A 17,435-nucleotide genomic window follows, 5' to 3' on the forward strand; every position below is an offset into this window, starting at 1 on the left:
AATTTCCGGCACCATTTTCGTTACTACTTGCCGAACTACTTCTTTTGTATGATGAAAACCTCCGCCGTATTTTTCTCTGCCGCCGTATTGTGCGCTTTGTTGTTTTCGCCAGTTGAGGCAACAGCTCAGAAAAACAAAGAAGATTCTGGCTGCCCGCAACCTGATAATAAAGATGCCCAAAAACAATACGACAAAGCCCGCGAACTGAGCAAATACGAATTCAACGAACGCCTCGGCTTTGTAGCTAAAGCCATTGAACTCGAACCCGAATGGGCCGACGCCAATATGCTTATGGCTACCATGATTATCAAAAAAGCCAAGGTCGATGGACATCCTACCGAATACAAGGCTGCACTGAAATACCTCATCGCGGCCGTTACTGCCTGTCCGCAAATTGGTGCCGAGCCTTATATGCTTATCGGCAGCCAGTATTTTTACGACGAACAATATGCCGAGGCAATTCCCTGGCTGGAAAAATTCATAAAGTTTGAAACCGATGACCCAAAAAAACTCGGCAAAGACTACGAACAAAAAGTTCTCGAAGCCGAAGACATGATCAAATGGGCCCGGTTTTATGTCGATATCAAAGGCAATCCCCGTCCGTTTGACCCCAAACTGGTTACCGGCATTTCCACCCAGCGCAGTGAATATCTCGCCATCATCACCCCCGATAATTCACTCGCCTTCTACATTCGCTCCACACCCGTAAACCAAATGGACCGCGTGTGGGCTTCGCAGGAAACACGTGAAGTATTTACCATGAGCACACGACAGAGCAACGGTCAGTTTGATGGCGGTACAATGCTTCCGCCTCCCTTCAACCAGCAACCCAACGAAGGCGGCCCTACACTCACTATCGATAACAAACACCTGTACTATACAATCACTAAAAACGGAACCGAAGGTCCCAACACCGATCTTTATACCTGCGATTACGCAAATGGCGAATGGTCGGAAATTCGTCCGCTTGGCGAACGCGTTAATGATCCGGTGTGGTGGGATTCTCAACCTACCGTTTCGGCCGATGGCAACATCATTTATTTTGCCAGCAACAGACCCGGAGGGCAAGGTGGTATCGATATCTGGATGACACAAAAAGATGCTTCGGGGCAATGGGGCGTGCCGGTTAATCTCGGACCCACTATTAACACTGAGCGTGATGAAAAATCGCCTTTTATCCACTCCGACAGCCAGACACTGTACTTCAGTTCACAAGGGCATCCCGGCATGGGGGGATATGATGTATTCTTTGCCCGTCAGGACGAAAAAGGTAACTGGAAAACGCCCGTTAATATTGGCATTCCCATTAATACCGAAAACGACGAGCTCGGTTTTTTTGTAAGTACCGACGGGCAAACCGCATTCTTCAATACCAACAACATGCTGCCCGGATCAGCCGGTGGTTACGATGTCTATCAGTTTCCGCTTTACAAGGAAGCCCGCCCCGACAAAGTGGTCCTGCTCAAAGGTGAACTGAAAACGGATAAAGGTGAACCCCTTACCGGAAATGTGGTGGTGGAAGTGAAAAATGTGGAAACGAAAAAAGTAACGCAGGCGGTGGTGGATACCCTCTCGGGTAATTACATGGCTGCAATTAAAGTAGAGAAGCAGCAGGATTATGTGATTACCGTAAAGAAAGAGGATGCGGCCTTTTCCTCGCAGCTGGTTTCAGGCAAACAGGAGTTTCCGGCCATAACCGCAGCCGTGAAACCAATTGAAGTGAAACCGCTGGAAACGGGCAAAGCTTATACCATTAATGATATCAATTTTGCCTCTAACTCAGCGGTTATTCTGCCCGAGTCAATGGCCGTGCTTGAGGCTTTTGCCGAATACCTGAAAGAAAATCCCAACATCCGCATTCAGATTCAGGGCCATACCGATAATGTAGGTGATGACGGGCAAAACCTTAGTCTTTCAAGTGAACGTGCCTTTGCTGTGTTTGAAGTACTTACACAAAAATTTGGTGTGCCCCGCAGCCAGATTGCCGGGGCTAAAGGTTTTGGCGAAACACAACCCGTTGCCGATAACGTAACCGAAGCCGGCCGTGCTAAAAACCGCCGTACCGAATTTGTGATCGTGAGTAAATAACCGGGTTGCCCATCTGAATAAACAGTAAGTCCACTTGTTTTTTTACGTTCTCCACTTATGTGGAAGTAATTGACTCCTTATCAGTACCGGTTTAATTTCATGTGTTTGTGTACTGTTTATGCGGTTGCACATGTAACATCAGTTATCCATCAAACACATGTTTATGAAGAAAAAAACTACACTATTCGCAACGGGCGTATTCGCTTCTGCTGTGGCTTTCGCTCAGTTTGCAGCCTACCCGGCCGGAAGCTTCACACCGGCAGCGGTATCGCCTGCTCACCAGGCGGCTCAGTTGTTCGCATCGCCTCTTGATGTATTTGCAGGAAATAACAGTCAGCAGCCGGCTCAGAATGTACAGCCCGCCGTGCCACTGAGTACCACCGAAACAATTATCGGCAACACTACTTATTCGTTGCAAACCAATAACTCGGTGCATCGTCAGATTATGGCGCACAGCGATGGGACCATTTCTGCTATGTGGACATTTTCTTCCGGCTCGTTTTTTTCATGGCCCGATCGCGGTTCGGGATACAATTACTTCAACGGCACTTCTTGGGGAGCACAGCCCACCACACGGCTTGAAAATGTACGTACCGGTTTTGGCGATATCATCGTAACCGGTGCCGGTGCTGAGTTAACGGTGGCACACAACACAGCCAACAATTCGCAGCATTTTATGACCCGACCGGCTAAAGGAACCGGTACCTGGACAAATAATACCTCACTACTTACCTTTCCTGCCGGACATCCCGGCTCACTCTGGCCGGTTACTGCTGTGGGCGGAGCAAACAATGATGTAATTCATCACCTTGCACTTGCTACTCCCTCCTCTGTAGCCGGAGGTGGACCCTGGCGCGGGCAAGACGGCGCCTTGCAATATTCACGCTCAAACGACGGCGGACAAACATTTGCCGTGCAAAATTCGCTGATTGCGGCGTTCGACTCTACACAGGAAGTAGGCTACAGCGCCGATGCATACACCATCGACTCACGTGGCGATTATGTGGCCGTGGTGGCTGGTGGTATTGGCCGAGACGTGGTGCTGGCCAAATCGGCCGATGGCGGGGTTACATGGGCCAAAACGGTAATCGAGGATTTTCCCATCCCGCTTTTCAACGATCAGCTTACCGATCCTAACAACGACGGAATCATTGATACGCTCACCACAAATGACGGCAGCCTCTCCGTACTCATTGATAATAACAATATGGTGCATGTGTGGTTTGGAAATATGCGCATGTTGAACGACGATTCTACCGATGGCAGTTACAGCTATTTCCCCGGCACAAACGGACTTATCTACTGGAATGAAAATATGGGCAGCGGAAATGCGGTAACCCTTACCGGCGCGCTCGACCTCGACAACAATGGTACACTTGATATTCCGGTTGACTTTGGCACTTATCAAAAGTCGCTCTCCTCGTTCCCTTCATCGTGTATCGACAACAATGGAACAATTTATCTGGCCTACTCTGCACTGGTTGAGAATTCGGCCGACCTTGTTACCGCCTTCTGTATCCGCAATATCTACATGATGGCTTCTACCGACGGCGGTGCTACATGGACAGCCCCCTACAACATTTCACCCGATCTCACACTTGAAAAAGTGTATCCCAATCTTGCACGTTCGGTAGTGAATGGCCAGATCAACCTGGTATATGAACGTGATGATGTAGCCGGACACGGAGTAGGCACAAACAATCCGCCCGATCCTGAAAATGCAAATACGATTCACGAAATCATTCATGCTAAACTACCCGCAACAGATGTATTTGTAGGCATAACCGAACAATTGTCAGCGCCTGCTTCGTTTGTGGCCTTCCCCAATCCTTCTGATGCTGAAACGTGGATTTCTACCAACGTGCACATTACTACCGGCACCCTCGAAATTTATTCAGCTGCCGGTCAGCTGGTAAGCACAAGCCCGCTTAATCAGCTTGCAGCAGGCACGCAGCTTGCGCTGGGCACCTCCACACTGGCTCCCGGCGCTTACCTCATTCGCGTAATTAACGGCCAAACAAGCAGCACACGTCATCTCATTATCCAGTAATTTATTGCTACTGAAACGGCCGCCGGTAAACTTACCGGCGGCCGTTTCCATTTTCTAATCGGTCAGACATCCCTTTTCCTTACTGTGTCCTCTTATACGCATAAGCCCCCGCATATTCGCACCTCAAACAAATTCCCCAATCAATACGCTCAAAAAACAGCCCCCGCAGCTTTCATTTCAACATACCATAACACCACGAGTCATTGTCAATACAAGAACCATATAACCAGTCGCCGTTGTTATTCCACAATACATTCCAATGCATTTATTATTTCAGCAGATCATAAATACTGGTCATTATCATAACAAAATCCTTGCAACCCAAAGCCTTTCTTATTTCGAGCGGCGTCGAGAAATGACAAACGCCTCCCTCCGCTCATAAAGCAGAAAGAGGCGTAAAGGCCGAAGAGAGTTGGTACCTGTGTCCGGTAGGGGCTGCAAAAGCAGAGAATTGCCCGAAGAAAAGCAATTCAGGAACAAGGTATGGGTGATGGCAAAGAAATCAACCCGCAGCGGCCCAGGCCTGCCCATCGCTATCAGCGCCGGAGGAGGAACCGGCTGGGGAAAGCAAACGATAGAGCGGCTGGTAGTGCGAAGCGGATAACGGTACGCGCACCGCTGGCCTTACGGGGCCACCCGCTTCGTCTTGTTGAGTAATATCGGATGCAGAATCAGACGTTACAATGGTTATGCTGCCAAGTGCCTGCGGAAGTAACTCCCGAAGCGATAAAGTTTGTCCTGTACGTGTATTCATCTTTTTCTGCGATTTGTATTGGATGAAACTCTTTTTTATTATATTTGACTATTGATTTTCGCTTTCAATAATCAATCACACCACAAAAATATAGCTTACAAAAATAAAAGTCAAATATTTTTATTAACTTTGCCAATAAATTATTCCAAATGACGCTTTCTCAACGCATTAAATTAATCCGCAAAACGCTCGACTTGAGCCAGACCATTTTTGCTGCGGAAATTGGCATTACGCAAACCTCGCTATCGCAGATAGAGAGCGGGAAAAACGGTATTTCTTATGATGTGTACAAAGCCATCATTACCCGATTTAAGGTAGATCCTTTCTGGCTCATGGAAGGCAACGGCGAAATGTTCCGTAAGCCGGATACACAGCGTTCGGGTTCCGTATTGCCACTGGTGGTTACTGTGGCCGATGATGGCGAAGAAAACATTGTAATGGTTGATCGTAAAGCAGCTGCCGGTTACCTGCGCGGCGCCGAAGATCCTACCTATTTCGAAAAACTGCCCGCATTCAGGCTGCCCGGCTATTATGGCCGCACTTTCCGCGCATTTGAAATTATGGGCGACAGTATGCAGCCCGGCATTCGTCCCGGTGATTATATCGTGGGCGGATACGAAGAATCGCTGACGCATATTCGCAGCAACCATATTTATGTGGCCGTGCTCAAAGACGGAAGCATAGTGGCTAAGCGAATTGTTCCCTTGCAGGACAATGAATATGAGTTCCGCTCAGACAATGCCGAGTTTGCTCCCTACAAAGTAAGCGCCGCTGATATTGCCCAGATCTGGCACGCCGAAGGACGAATAACCAAACAGTTCGACGCTCCCGGCGATAACCGCTTCGAAAATCTCGAACAGCGCCTCGCCCGCCTCGAAAAGCAGATTACACGTTAATTAACTGCCACGAATTCCAGTAACCTGACTTTCCGCTATCCGGCGGCCTTAAAAGCTATTGCCCTTTTTATCCATTCTATCCTTATCCGCATGAACCCGCAAACCGAACAGCTTAAACAACGTTTACACCAGAAAATAAACAGTATTGAAGATGCTGAGTATCTGGCTGCGCTTGATGCCGTAATTGCCTGGGAAACGGTGCCCGAAACAAACACGCACACCTTTACAGCCCTGCGAAACAGGCTGGCCCGACTTTTCTCACGCCGCAAAAAGCCCTTCACGGGATATTATACCTGCGCAGCCTTTCGTTGAAAAGAAGTTGAGAACAGCAGCAATCTGTTTTTTTCTTCGCCGCATGCTTTACCTATCTTTGCGGCCATGCACGAAACCATTCTCATTCTCGATTTCGGTTCCCAATACACACAACTCATCGCACGCCGTGTACGCGAGTTAAATATCTACTGCGAAATCCATCCCTGGAATCACTTCCCCGAAATTACGCCAAATATTAAAGGCGTAATTCTCTCCGGAAGCCCGTATTCCGTTCGCGACAGCGCTTCTCCTAACCCTGATCTTTCCCTGTTCCGGGGCAAACTGCCCCTGCTTGGTGTGTGCTACGGCGCCCAGCTTATGGCACAGCAGGGCGGAGGTGAGGTGATGCCCTCGAAAATAAGAGAATACGGCCGTGCAAACCTCCAGACGGTTGATAATACCGATAAACTATTTACCGATATTTCGCAGCACTCGCAGGTGTGGATGTCGCATGGCGATACCATTGCAAATGTGCCCGATACTTATAAAATTGTAGCTGGCACGCATGATGTGCGCGTGGCCGGTTACCACATTCAGGGTGAAAATACCTGGGGTATTCAGTTTCACCCCGAAGTATATCACTCCACCGAAGGAACAAAACTACTGCGCAATTTTGTGGTAAACATCTGCGGCTGCTCGCAGGACTGGACACCCGGTTCGTTTATTCACGATACCGTGGCTGATCTCCAGAATAAACTCGGCAACGACAAAGTGGTGCTCGGTCTTTCAGGTGGTGTTGATTCAAGTGTGGCGGCACTGCTGCTGCATAAGGCCATTGGCAAAAATCTGTATTGCATTTTTGTGGACAACGGCCTGCTGCGTAAAAATGAATTTGAATCGGTGCTTGAATCATATAAGCACATGGGACTGAATGTAAAAGGGGTTGATGCCAAGGCCGAATTTTATGGCCCGCTTACCGGTGTTACCGATCCCGAAACCAAGCGTAAAATCATTGGCCGCGTGTTTATTGAAGTGTTCGACCGCGAGGCGCAACTGATTGAAGATGTAAAATGGCTCGGACAAGGCACCATTTACCCCGATGTAATTGAATCGGTATCGGTAAAAGGCCCCTCAGCTACAATCAAATCGCATCACAATGTAGGCGGCCTGCCCGAAACCATGAAAATGAAAGTGGTGGAACCGCTGCGCCTGCTTTTTAAAGATGAAGTAAGACGGGTGGGCGATGCACTTGGGCTGGAACACAATATCCTTCACCGCCATCCCTTCCCCGGTCCGGGGCTCGCTATTCGTATTCTGGGCGACATTACCGAAGAAAAGGTACGGATATTGCAAGAGGTGGATGATATCTTTATTGGAGGTTTGAAAAAACACGGATTATACAATCAGGTATGGCAGGCAGGGGTAATTCTGCTGCCCGTGCAAAGTGTAGGTGTAATGGGCGATGAGCGCACTTACGAAAATGCAGTGGCGCTGCGTGCCGTTACTTCCACAGACGGAATGACCGCCGACTGGTGCCACCTGCCATACGAGTTTTTGGGAAGCATTTCCAATGAAATCATCAATAAAGTAAAAGGCATTAACCGTGTGGTGTACGATATCAGTTCGAAACCACCCGCTACAATTGAATGGGAATAAAGCAATGAAAAACTTCCGTTTCATACACATTTTTGTGCTGCTTGTTACGCTGCTGGGAATCCCGGCTGTAAAACTTGCCGCACAAACAGATGGCATCAAAAAGTCGAAAAAAACGGAAGTAATAGACGGGAAGAAATACTACCTGCATACCGTTGAAAAAGGGCAAACACTGTTTGGCATCTCACGTGCCTACGGCTTAACCACAAACGATATTCTGGTGGAAAATCCCGAGCTGATAAACGGCAGCATCAAACCGGGCATGGTACTCCGCATTCCGGCTGAAAAGCCGCTGCCACCGGCTAAACCCAACCCGCCTGCACCGCAAACTGCCGTTAAAGACACCTCCACGTTTTTATACACTGCCGGGGCCGGGCAAACACTTTACAGTATTGCCCAACAGCACAAAACCACGGTTGAACGGCTCACCGAACTCAATCCTGAACTTAAATCAGCCGGGTTGAAAGCGGGGCAGCAAATTCGTGTGCCGGGTAAAGCACCGCTACAAACTTCGTTGCCCGCCAACGTGTCGCTTGCTGATACGACATACCGTGTAAACAAAAAAGCAGTTTACAACGTGGTGCTTATGCTGCCGTTACAACTGGCGCAGGTTGACAATATTCAGACCGAGAACGATAAAGGCCCCGGCTTTTCGGCAAAGGCTGAAGCAGCAATGGAATTTTACGAAGGCGCCCTGCTGGCTGTTGATTCCATGAAACGACGCGGCATGAAAGTAAAACTGCATGTGTTTGACGTAGGTGCTGCCGACTCACTGAATGTGGAGAAAGTACTCGCAAAACCTGAACTGCAGCAAGCCGATCTCATTCTCGGTCCGCTTGATAACGAACCGTTTAGAAAAGTGGCTGATTTCGGACAGAAGAAAAATATTGCCGTGATTTCGCCGCTTACGAACACCAACCGTTTGCTGTTTAAACAGCCTACAGCCGGAAAAACAGTGCCCTCGTTTGCCACACAAATGGAACAGCTGGCCCAATATCTTTACCTCAATTCTCCCAACGATCAGGTCATACTCATCAACAGCGGAAGCCCTAAAGACCAGCAAATGGTGAAGGCCTTCCGTGATGCCAGCAACAAACTGCGGCTTGCCAATGGTAAAGACAGTTTGCCTTACATCAACGGCACAAGCGGCCTTGAAGCAAAACTGCGTAAAGACCGTAAAAATATCATCGTAGTGCCCTCAGCGCAAAATCAGGCCTTTATTACAGGCTTGCTGCTCACACTCAAAGGGCTGGCTGATAAATACCCGATGGAAGTGTACGGAATGCCCAAGTGGATGGAGTATGATAATCTTGACCGTGAGTACATGCAGATCATAAACCTGCATTATGTTTCGCACTATTTTATTGATTACGATGATCCGGCCACAAAACGTATGCTGCTTCAGTACCGTGCTGTATTTAAAGGCGATGCAGGGCAATATGCACTTGCCGGATATGATGTAACCTTGTTCTTCCTGAATGCGTTGTTTGAAGACGGTACATACTTTTATATGAAACTCGCCACACGCACAAGCGACGGCCTGCAACAGCGTTTTGAGTTCTATCGCTCCGAAGAGGAAAGCGGTTTCGACAACAAAGGCATTCGCATTGTGAAAATGGAAGATTACAAGCTGGTTCGTAAGCTATGACATTGATTAACCGCGAAAGTATTGCAGTACGCCTCCAAAAACTGCAGGCCGATATTTGCCATGCACTTGAAACAACAGACGGAGGGGCAAAATTTTCAATCGAAAGCTGGGAACGCGATGGGGGCGGGGGAGGTATTACCCGCATACTTCAGCACGGAAAAATTATAGAAAAAGGCGGAGTAAATTTTTCTGCCGTACATGGGCAACTGCCCGAAAATATTCAGCGCGCACTGAAGGTTGAGGATAACCGTTTTTTTGCAACAGGCGTCTCCATTGTACAGCATCCGCTTAATCCCAACGTACCAATTATTCACATGAATGTACGTTACTTTGAATTGGGTAACGGACAGTGGTGGTTTGGCGGTGGAATAGATCTTACACCGCATTACGTAGAGGCTGATGATGCGAAATGGTTTCACGGGCGGTTGAAAGAAGTGTGCGATAAATACGACTCATCCTGGTATCCGCGATTCAAAAAATGGGCCGATGATTATTTTTTCATCACGCACCGCAATGAAACACGTGGGGTGGGAGGTATTTTCTTCGACAGGCTTACCGGAACGGAGGAAGAAAAGGAGCAGCTTTTCAATTTTCTGATTGATGTGGGGGAAACTTTTGCACCGGTTTATACCCATTTCATGAAAAAACACGCTGAGGAAACTTACGGCGAAGCCGAAAAAAAATGGCAGCTGCTCCGCCGGGGAAGGTATGTTGAATTTAACCTCGTTTATGATAAAGGAACCCGTTTCGGTCTTGACACCGGCGGACGTATTGAGTCGATTTTAATGAGCTTGCCGGAGCAGGCCGGATGGTATTATGACCATAAATCTAAACAAGGCTCGCGAGAGGAGCTGACTGTCAGCTATTTGCGAAAAGGGGTGGATTGGGTCTGAATCCCCGGCAATTCCATAAAAAATATTCAACATTTCGATGTTTTTTGTTGACTTGTACCTGTTTAATGCCGTAAATTGCCGGTGGCAAACATGAATTACGACTTATCCGAATTACACATGAAGCAACGTTTTATCCTGTCATGGATGTTGGTGATGTGTTGTTTTGCAGTACTGCAAATCAATGCACAGGTGTTAACCCCGGCCACGCCACCCGATCATGACCATGACCATGATCATCAGCACCACAGCGTGTATGGTGATTCACTTGACGGCTTCAATCCGGATGCAATAATGGATATTGCAGACAGCAAGAACCTTACACCCTATGAAGCCGCGTTGTTTCTTGGCCGCGCGCAGCGCGAGTACATCAACCTGAAATATAATCTTACGCCTAAGTCCGAAACAGCCACCTTGTATCAGCGTCTGGCGCCTTCGTCGAACACCGTGCAAACACCATGTACAAACATGGATTTTGAAATGGGTGGTTTCTTTGGCTGGACAGGCTCCATCGGCGATAATAACCTGAATTCGAATGGTCCGCTCCAGAACGTGCAGGCAGGCATTTTCAGTACAGTGATGGATGCACTTATTTCCGACTGCAATGCCCGTCATACCATTATGAGCGCCGCTTCCGGCAACGATCCCTGTGCACCCATGCCTACAGTGGCGCCCGGAGGAAACTTCTCAGTACGTTTGGGCAACAACTGCGCGGGCTATCAGGGTGAAGTGCTGGAACAAACATTTACCGTATCGCCGGGCAATACCAGCTTTACCTATCAGTATGCGGTTGTATTGAATGATGGCGGCCACCTTGCCGGCGAACAGCCTTACTTCCGTATCGAAATGTTTGACCAGAGCGGCAACCCGATTCCCTGCTCTGATTATTACGTGGAAGCCAGTGGTGTAATTCCCGGTTTCCAGCAGTGTCAGCCTACCATTTTTTATAAGCCCTGGACCACTGTAAACATCGACCTGCAATCGTATGTAGGTCAGAACGTAACCATCCGTTTTACCTGCGCGGGTTGTATTTACGGCGGGCACTACGGCTATGCGTATGTAGATGCTTCTTGCCTCAACTACGTAATTACACAAACCGACTCGCTTTGCCCCGGAAGCACCATTCAGCTCTCAGCTCCTGTGGGCGCACAAAGCTATCTCTGGCAGCCCGGCGGGCAAACCACACAGGTTATCAGTGTAAACACACCCGGTACTTACACCGTTACCATGACTTCGGTAACAAACTGTACCACCCAGCTTACTGCCGTAGTTACTCAGTATCCGCAGCCCGTGGCCTCATTCAATCCCACATTCCCGCCCTGCAGCACCACCTACACATTCAACAATACATCTACTATTGCTTCCGGTTCAATGACGTATCACTGGGACTTTGGAGTCCCTACGCTCACCAATGATACATCCAATCAGGCAAGTCCGACATTCACCTATACCACGCCAGGAACCTACACCGTAACGCTCATAGTGAGCAGTAATAATGGGTGTGTGGATACCATTACTCAGGTTGTTTATCCCGGTAATGCCGGTTTAGCCAACTTCGCGTCATCCGACGTATGCTTGAATAACCCGACAAACTTCACTGATCTCTCGCAGCCATCCACCTTCTGGAGCTGGTACTTTGGTGAACCCTCTTCAGGCCCTGCCGATAGTTCAAATTTGCAGAATCCCTCACACACGTACAGTACACCCGGCACTTACACGGTTACACTTATTGCAGGCACATCACCGTGTCCGTCTATCCACATCCAGACTGTAACTGTACATCCGTTGCCCACGGCTCAGTTTACTTACAACCAGCTATGCGGAAGTGATGTGGTGCAGTTTACCAACACCTCTACAATTCCTGCTACTGATACCATCTCAAGCATATCATGGAACTTTGGCGATCCCGCATCGGGGCCATCCAATATCTCAACCGCTCAATCACCTCAGCATACGTTCAGCGCTGCGGGAACATACACCGTAATTCTCACCGTAACCTCCACCAACAACTGCCAAAGCACATCAAGCCAGCAGATTGTTGTTGGACCGCTGCTTACCGCTGCCTTTAACGCACCTAACGTGTGCGCCAATACACCCATGAGTTTCACCGATATGTCGTCCACACTTTCCGGCAATATCGCTACATGGACATGGGATTTTGGCGACGGCTCACCCTTAGTGAACGGTCAGGCCAATCCTACACATACCTACACCACCACAGGTACATTTACTGTAACGCTTGTAGTCACCACCAACACGGGCTGCATAGATACCGTTCAAGTTCCCGTAACCACCACGGCTCCGCCTGTTCCTCTGTTTGTGGCCGACACACTTTCGGGCTGCTCGCCGCTTTGTGTAAACTTCACAGATCAGTCCACGGTAGGGGTGGGTAGTGTAAATGCCTGGTTGTGGGATTTTGGCGATGGCTCGGCCACCTCAACCAGTCAGAATCCTTCTCATTGCTACACCGTGCCCGGCACTTACGATGTTACGCTTACCGCCTCTTCCGGGCCGGGATGCTTCTCTACACTCGTGCTGCCCGGTTACATTACGGCCTTCCCTTCACCCACAGCTATTGGATCAGCTACGCCGCCGGTAACTACTGTGGTGAATACCGATGTGGATTTTACCGATTTATCGTTGGGCAATCCGGTAAGCTGGAGCTGGAATTTCGGCGACCCCACCACTTTGCTCGATACCGCCACCACATCCACTGCCGAATGGACTTACCCGCAGGATGCCGGCTCAAACTACACCATTACACTTACGGTTACCAACCAGTACGGCTGTACCGATGACACCACCCTGCGTGTGGAAATTGCACCAGAGTTTACCTTCTTCATTCCAAATGCGTTTACACCCAACGGCGACGGTAAAAACGAAACCTTCTTCGGACAGGGTATTGGCATTGCTAAATACGAAATGTGGATTTTCGACCGCTGGGGCAACCTGATCTTTACCGCTACCGACATCAACGACGGATGGGATGGAAAAGTGCAGGGCGGAAGCGGTGAGCTTTGCATGCAGGATGTGTATGTGTGGCGTGTAAACATTGTGGATGTATATGGCCAAAAGCATCGCCTTGTGGGCCATGTATCCGTAGTACGCTAAACCGGCAGTTAACCCGACAAAACAAAAAGAACGAACAATGAAAAGAGCACTTTTTACCCTGTTTCTGCTGACAGCTGTTTCTGGCTTTTTAAAAGCACAGTATCATTATACTGAAACAAGTGCAGCCGGAATATTGCTTGTGGATGGCTGGTACAGCGCAGATCCTAAACTGCTGCCCGGCGACAGTAAGGATGTGATTGCCCAAAAAATGTCAGCTGTACACAAAGTGGGTACATGGAAACATTATTTCGATACCGGTAAACTGGCAGTGGAAGAACATTACACCACAGCCGGAATTCCCGAGGGCACCTGGAAACAGTGGCACCCCGACGGTAAACTCAGTCAGGAAATAAACTACACCACCGGCAAAGCTGTATTTTACCATGTAAACGGCGTGGTTGCCGAAACCGGCATGATGAAAGGTTTTATTCGTGTGGGAAAATGGGAAGGCTATCACCAGAACGGAAAAATAAACTTCACCGGCAGCTATGATGCAATGGGCAACAAAGACGGTGTATGGATGATTTACGATGCTTCCGGAACCCTGATGGCGAAAGAAACTTATAGCAAAGGAAAACTGGTAAGCTCAGGCAAGTAAGCCGGATAAATATTTAGAGCCTGTTTAATATTTGTTTTTGAGCTTTGTTTTGAGTGGATTTTTCCTCAGACAAGGCGTGTTTTGCAGGCGATCCTTGGAGAGGATCGACAAAAAACAGAACGCAGGATGAGGAAAAATGCGCCGAAACAAAGCCAAAGGATGAATTTTAAACAGGCTCTTAATGAAGGAGCAACTTAACGAAGTTGCTCCTTTTTGTTTTCCTTTGAATTTGTATGCAAAAGAAAGAACGTTTTGAGAAAGTAATTCATTGGTTTGAGCAGCACATGCCTGTAGCCGAAACAGAACTGCATTATGGCAATCCGTTTGAACTGCTTGTGGCCGTAATACTTTCAGCACAGTGTACAGATAAGCGGGTTAATCTGGTGACACCGCCGCTGTTTGCCCGCTTTCCGGATGCCGAATCGTTGGCTGCTGCTTCGCCGGAGGAAGTATTTACATATATCCGCAGCGTAAGTTATCCCAACAACAAAGCCAAGCATTTGGTAGGCATGGCCAATATGCTGCTGCACGATTTTGGCGGCGTGGTGCCTGATACGGTTGAACAATTGGTAAAACTGCCCGGCGTAGGCCGAAAAACAGCCAACGTAATTGCCTCGGTGGTGTATGAAAAACCGGCAATGGCGGTTGATACGCATGTGTTTCGCGTTTCGGCACGGCTTGGTTTAACCAAAGGAGCTAAAACACCCCTGCAAACCGAGCTTCAGCTGGTAAAATACATACCCGAAAACCGCCTTGCAGTAGCGCACCACTGGCTCATACTGCATGGCCGCTACGTATGTGTGGCCCGAAACCCGCAATGCGAAATTTGTCAGTTGACAGCCTATTGTGCCTACTTTCAGAAACTGAGCAAAGCTCCCGCACGTCCCAAAGCAACAAGTAAAGCTGCAAAACCGGCAAAAAAAGCAGCCCCCAGACCAAAAAAGTAAGGCCAAACAAACAAAATCAAACAGCCACAGAATTCAAAAACACGGGGCCTCATAAAAATAAGTGATTGATAATTAGGCAGAATTAACGCTGGTCAAGGTCAAAAACAGATTTTTTTTGATGATCTGTTTGCAGAATTGAAAAAACGTCTATTTTTGCAGTCCCAACAACTACGGATCGGTAGTTCAGCTGGTTAGAATGCCGCCCTGTCACGGCGGAGGTCGCGGGTTCGAGTCCCGTCCGGTCCGCAAAGTCCTCGTCGAAAAGACGAGGACTTTTCCATTTCAGCAGGGACGAGAAGTTTATCCCGATCGCAGCGCAGCGAAGTATCGGGAAGTCCCGTCCGGTCCGTAAAGTCCTCGTCATTTCGACGAGGACTTTTGCATTTCAGCCATGCCGCGAAGCTGCATGCTTAAATGCTGCAAACAGTTTAAATCGCCAAAGGCGATATAAACTGTTTGCCAAACTTAAGGCGGTTTGCAACCGCCGGGGCAAATGCATTACACTACTGCCATCTTGCTCGAAATACCTTCAATTATCCCCATGCCGCGAAGCTGCATGCTTAAATGCTGCGAACAGTTTAAATCGCCAAAGGCGATATAAACTGTTTGCCAAACTTAAGGCGGTTTGCAACCGCCGGAGCAAATGCATTACACTACTGCCATCTTGCTCGAAATACCTTCAATTATCCCCTAAAAAACCTGGTCAGCCTGCAATTCCCGTTTCCCTACATCCCCCAAAATCCTCGCAAACAAACTCATTTATGGATTTCGCAAATCAATTGCGTCCAACTTCTGCAACCAAGATCTGATACTGTATTTACATGGTAGTTCTGTAATACTCACAATTTTGACAAACAGGTATGGCTTCCCAACTCCGCATCCAGATTCCCGAACCTTGCTCCGAATCGTGGCTTGAAATGCCTGAAGTAGCAGCCGGAAAAAGACATTGCGGTGCATGCAACCGCACGCTCACCGATTTCTCGAAGTGGAGTGATGAGCAGTTGATTGATTTCTTCACACACCATAAAGAAAAATTTTGCGGTCGGTTCAGCGCATCACAGTTAAACAGAAACATGGTTCCGCAGGCATACAAAACACGGTTGTGGCCGAAACTGTTTGTACCGGCATTCCTCTTTGCGGCCTCCCTTTCAGCACAACAAGTCGCAACACAAACAGCATCCTCACTACAAATTGTACAACAACCAAAATTTCAGATTCGGATAAGCGGCTTTGTATTACGCTCCGATTCGCTAAGAGGAGCAGGAGCAAGCATTCAGATTAGTAATGGTATAGATACCGTACATACAATAAGCGACGCAAACGGATACTTTGCACTCACATTGAATGCGGCGGCAAATGATACATTGCTTGCAAGTGTTCGTTTATCCGGTTACAACCCGCAACAATCAATCATACAGGTGGCTGAAGGGCAGTTAAATTACGTAATGAATGTGCGAATGCATGAAGTACTGATAACAGAAAGCAGGCGTGAAACAGCGGATGGAATGGAAAGGCATTACATGGGCATTCCGGCACAGTTTGATGAGGTTGTAGTATCAAATAATGTTGTGGGAGCAAAACACATACGAATGCGCCATTTTTTTCACCGCATCTTGCATCCGTTCAAACATAAATGCACGAAGCATTAATCAACGCAACACCACTTCCATCTCAAACCATTGTGCATACTGGGCAGGCAGAAAATGGCAACGAATTGCCGCAGCGCACCGTACAATTTCAATAAGTCCCAGACCGGCAGAGGGTTTTGAATCGCGTGAGGTTACTTTTTCCCTTGAACGCAGTATGTAAAGTTGCTTCAGCCCTTCGGGCGATTTAGCTTTGAGTTGCTTTACATGTTCGCAGAGTGCGCCGGCGTTTGCCGTATTCACGTAGTTGGCGAAGCAAACACGGGCTTCGCCGTTTTTATGTAACTCCAGTTTATAGGCAGCTAAAGGATGCTTGTTGTTGCGCAGGCCATATTTCACTGCATTCTGCAGCCCTTCAATCACCACAAGAAACAATCGCTTACGTAATCCAAGAGGTAATAACTGCACTTCGGCCGATTCTTCTATGAGTTGCAACAGTGATTCTACTACGCCCTGATTTACCGGCCCCTGATAATGTTGTACAAAATACAACTCATGCTCCTGGGGCGAAGGTGAATTGTGAAAATACGACTGAAGCGACAAGTTTGTTAATGTCAGCATAATTGGGTCATCTGCTGCCTTAGTGCGGGCCTTTTGTATTAGTCTGGCCAAATGTAAATATTGTTTATGTTCGATACACAGAATTAAAACGGCTTATTTATCAACTCTTTAACGAAGATTACTGTTAAAAAGTGCGGTAAACACGATAATTGGTCAGTTTTTGCCGCCAATTGACTGTATTTAGCCGTTTTTCTTTTTGACTGAAGGCGGATTTCAGAAAAATACAACCCATCATTGATTTCTATGATTTTGCGTTTGCGAAGGCATTATTAAGAAGTATATTTAGGTGCTCAAACCCTTAAATTCTGATTTTGAAATTCAGGAAAACGGTTTTTTTTTGA

General features: G+C 48.0%; 13 protein-coding genes and 1 tRNA gene. 12 read left to right on the forward strand and 2 right to left on the reverse strand.

Annotation, left to right across the window (positions count from 1 at the left end; translation table 11 throughout):
• Positions 1-48 precede the first annotated feature (48 nt).
• Positions 49-2,088 carry an OmpA family protein gene (locus IM638_11175; protein MCA6363591.1) on the forward strand — a complete coding sequence of 680 codons (2,040 nt, stop codon included), beginning with the start codon at positions 49-51 and terminating at the stop codon, positions 2,086-2,088.
• Between the two features lie 163 nt (positions 2,089-2,251).
• Complete coding sequence (locus tag IM638_11180; GenBank protein ID MCA6363592.1) at positions 2,252-4,138, forward strand: T9SS type A sorting domain-containing protein; 1,887 nt, start codon at positions 2,252-2,254, stop codon at positions 4,136-4,138.
• A 502-nt stretch (positions 4,139-4,640) separates the two neighbouring features.
• Here IM638_11180 and IM638_11185 read toward each other — a convergent pair.
• Positions 4,641-4,892, reverse strand: a complete 252-nt coding sequence (locus IM638_11185) for a hypothetical protein (protein ID MCA6363593.1) — start codon at positions 4,890-4,892, stop codon at positions 4,641-4,643.
• A gap of 149 nt (positions 4,893-5,041) precedes the next feature.
• Between IM638_11185 and IM638_11190 the strand changes: the two genes are divergently transcribed.
• The 10 genes from IM638_11190 (at position 5,042) to IM638_11235 (ending at position 16,536) form a co-directional block, all read left to right on the forward strand.
• Positions 5,042-5,788 (forward strand): helix-turn-helix domain-containing protein, encoded by a 747-nt coding sequence (locus IM638_11190; GenBank protein MCA6363594.1) that lies wholly within the window; start codon positions 5,042-5,044, stop codon positions 5,786-5,788.
• Positions 5,789-5,878: 90 nt separating this feature from the next.
• Positions 5,879-6,100: a hypothetical protein gene (locus IM638_11195; protein MCA6363595.1), complete on the forward strand. Its 222-nt coding sequence runs from the start codon at positions 5,879-5,881 to the stop codon at positions 6,098-6,100.
• A 66-nt stretch (positions 6,101-6,166) separates the two neighbouring features.
• On the forward strand, positions 6,167-7,696 hold the full coding sequence (gene guaA / locus IM638_11200; protein MCA6363596.1) for a glutamine-hydrolyzing GMP synthase: 1,530 nt from the start codon (positions 6,167-6,169) through the stop codon (positions 7,694-7,696).
• Between the two features lie 4 nt (positions 7,697-7,700).
• The gene (locus IM638_11205; GenBank protein MCA6363597.1) at positions 7,701-9,341 is read left to right on the forward strand and encodes a LysM peptidoglycan-binding domain-containing protein; all 1,641 of its coding nucleotides are present in this window, start codon (positions 7,701-7,703) and stop codon (positions 9,339-9,341) included.
• The gene (gene hemF, locus IM638_11210; GenBank protein MCA6363598.1) at positions 9,338-10,234 is read left to right on the forward strand and encodes an oxygen-dependent coproporphyrinogen oxidase; all 897 of its coding nucleotides are present in this window, start codon (positions 9,338-9,340) and stop codon (positions 10,232-10,234) included. Before IM638_11205 ends, hemF begins: the two co-directional genes overlap by 4 nt.
• A 117-nt stretch (positions 10,235-10,351) precedes the next feature.
• Entirely contained in the window at positions 10,352-13,342 is a 2,991-nt protein-coding gene (locus IM638_11215; GenBank protein ID MCA6363599.1) for a PKD domain-containing protein, read from the forward strand.
• Between the two features lie 37 nt (positions 13,343-13,379).
• The gene (locus IM638_11220; GenBank protein ID MCA6363600.1) at positions 13,380-13,940 is read left to right on the forward strand and encodes a hypothetical protein; all 561 of its coding nucleotides are present in this window, start codon (positions 13,380-13,382) and stop codon (positions 13,938-13,940) included.
• Positions 13,941-14,173: 233 nt separating this feature from the next.
• A complete protein-coding gene (nth, locus tag IM638_11225) occupies positions 14,174-14,887 on the forward strand; it encodes an endonuclease III (protein MCA6363601.1) in 714 nt (237 codons plus the stop codon).
• Between the two features lie 172 nt (positions 14,888-15,059).
• A tRNA-Asp gene (locus IM638_11230) sits at positions 15,060-15,133 on the forward strand.
• An 827-nt stretch (positions 15,134-15,960) separates the two neighbouring features.
• Positions 15,961-16,536, forward strand: a complete 576-nt coding sequence (locus tag IM638_11235; protein MCA6363602.1) for a carboxypeptidase regulatory-like domain-containing protein — start codon at positions 15,961-15,963, stop codon at positions 16,534-16,536.
• Here the strand turns inward: IM638_11235 and IM638_11240 are convergent, their stop codons facing one another.
• Entirely contained in the window at positions 16,537-17,094 is a 558-nt protein-coding gene (locus tag IM638_11240) for a hypothetical protein (GenBank protein MCA6363603.1), read from the reverse strand.
• Positions 17,095-17,435: the final 341 nt, after the last annotated feature.

It is taken from the genome of Bacteroidota bacterium (assembly GCA_020402865.1).
In the GTDB taxonomy this organism is placed as follows: Bacteria; Bacteroidota; Bacteroidia; order Palsa-965; family Palsa-965.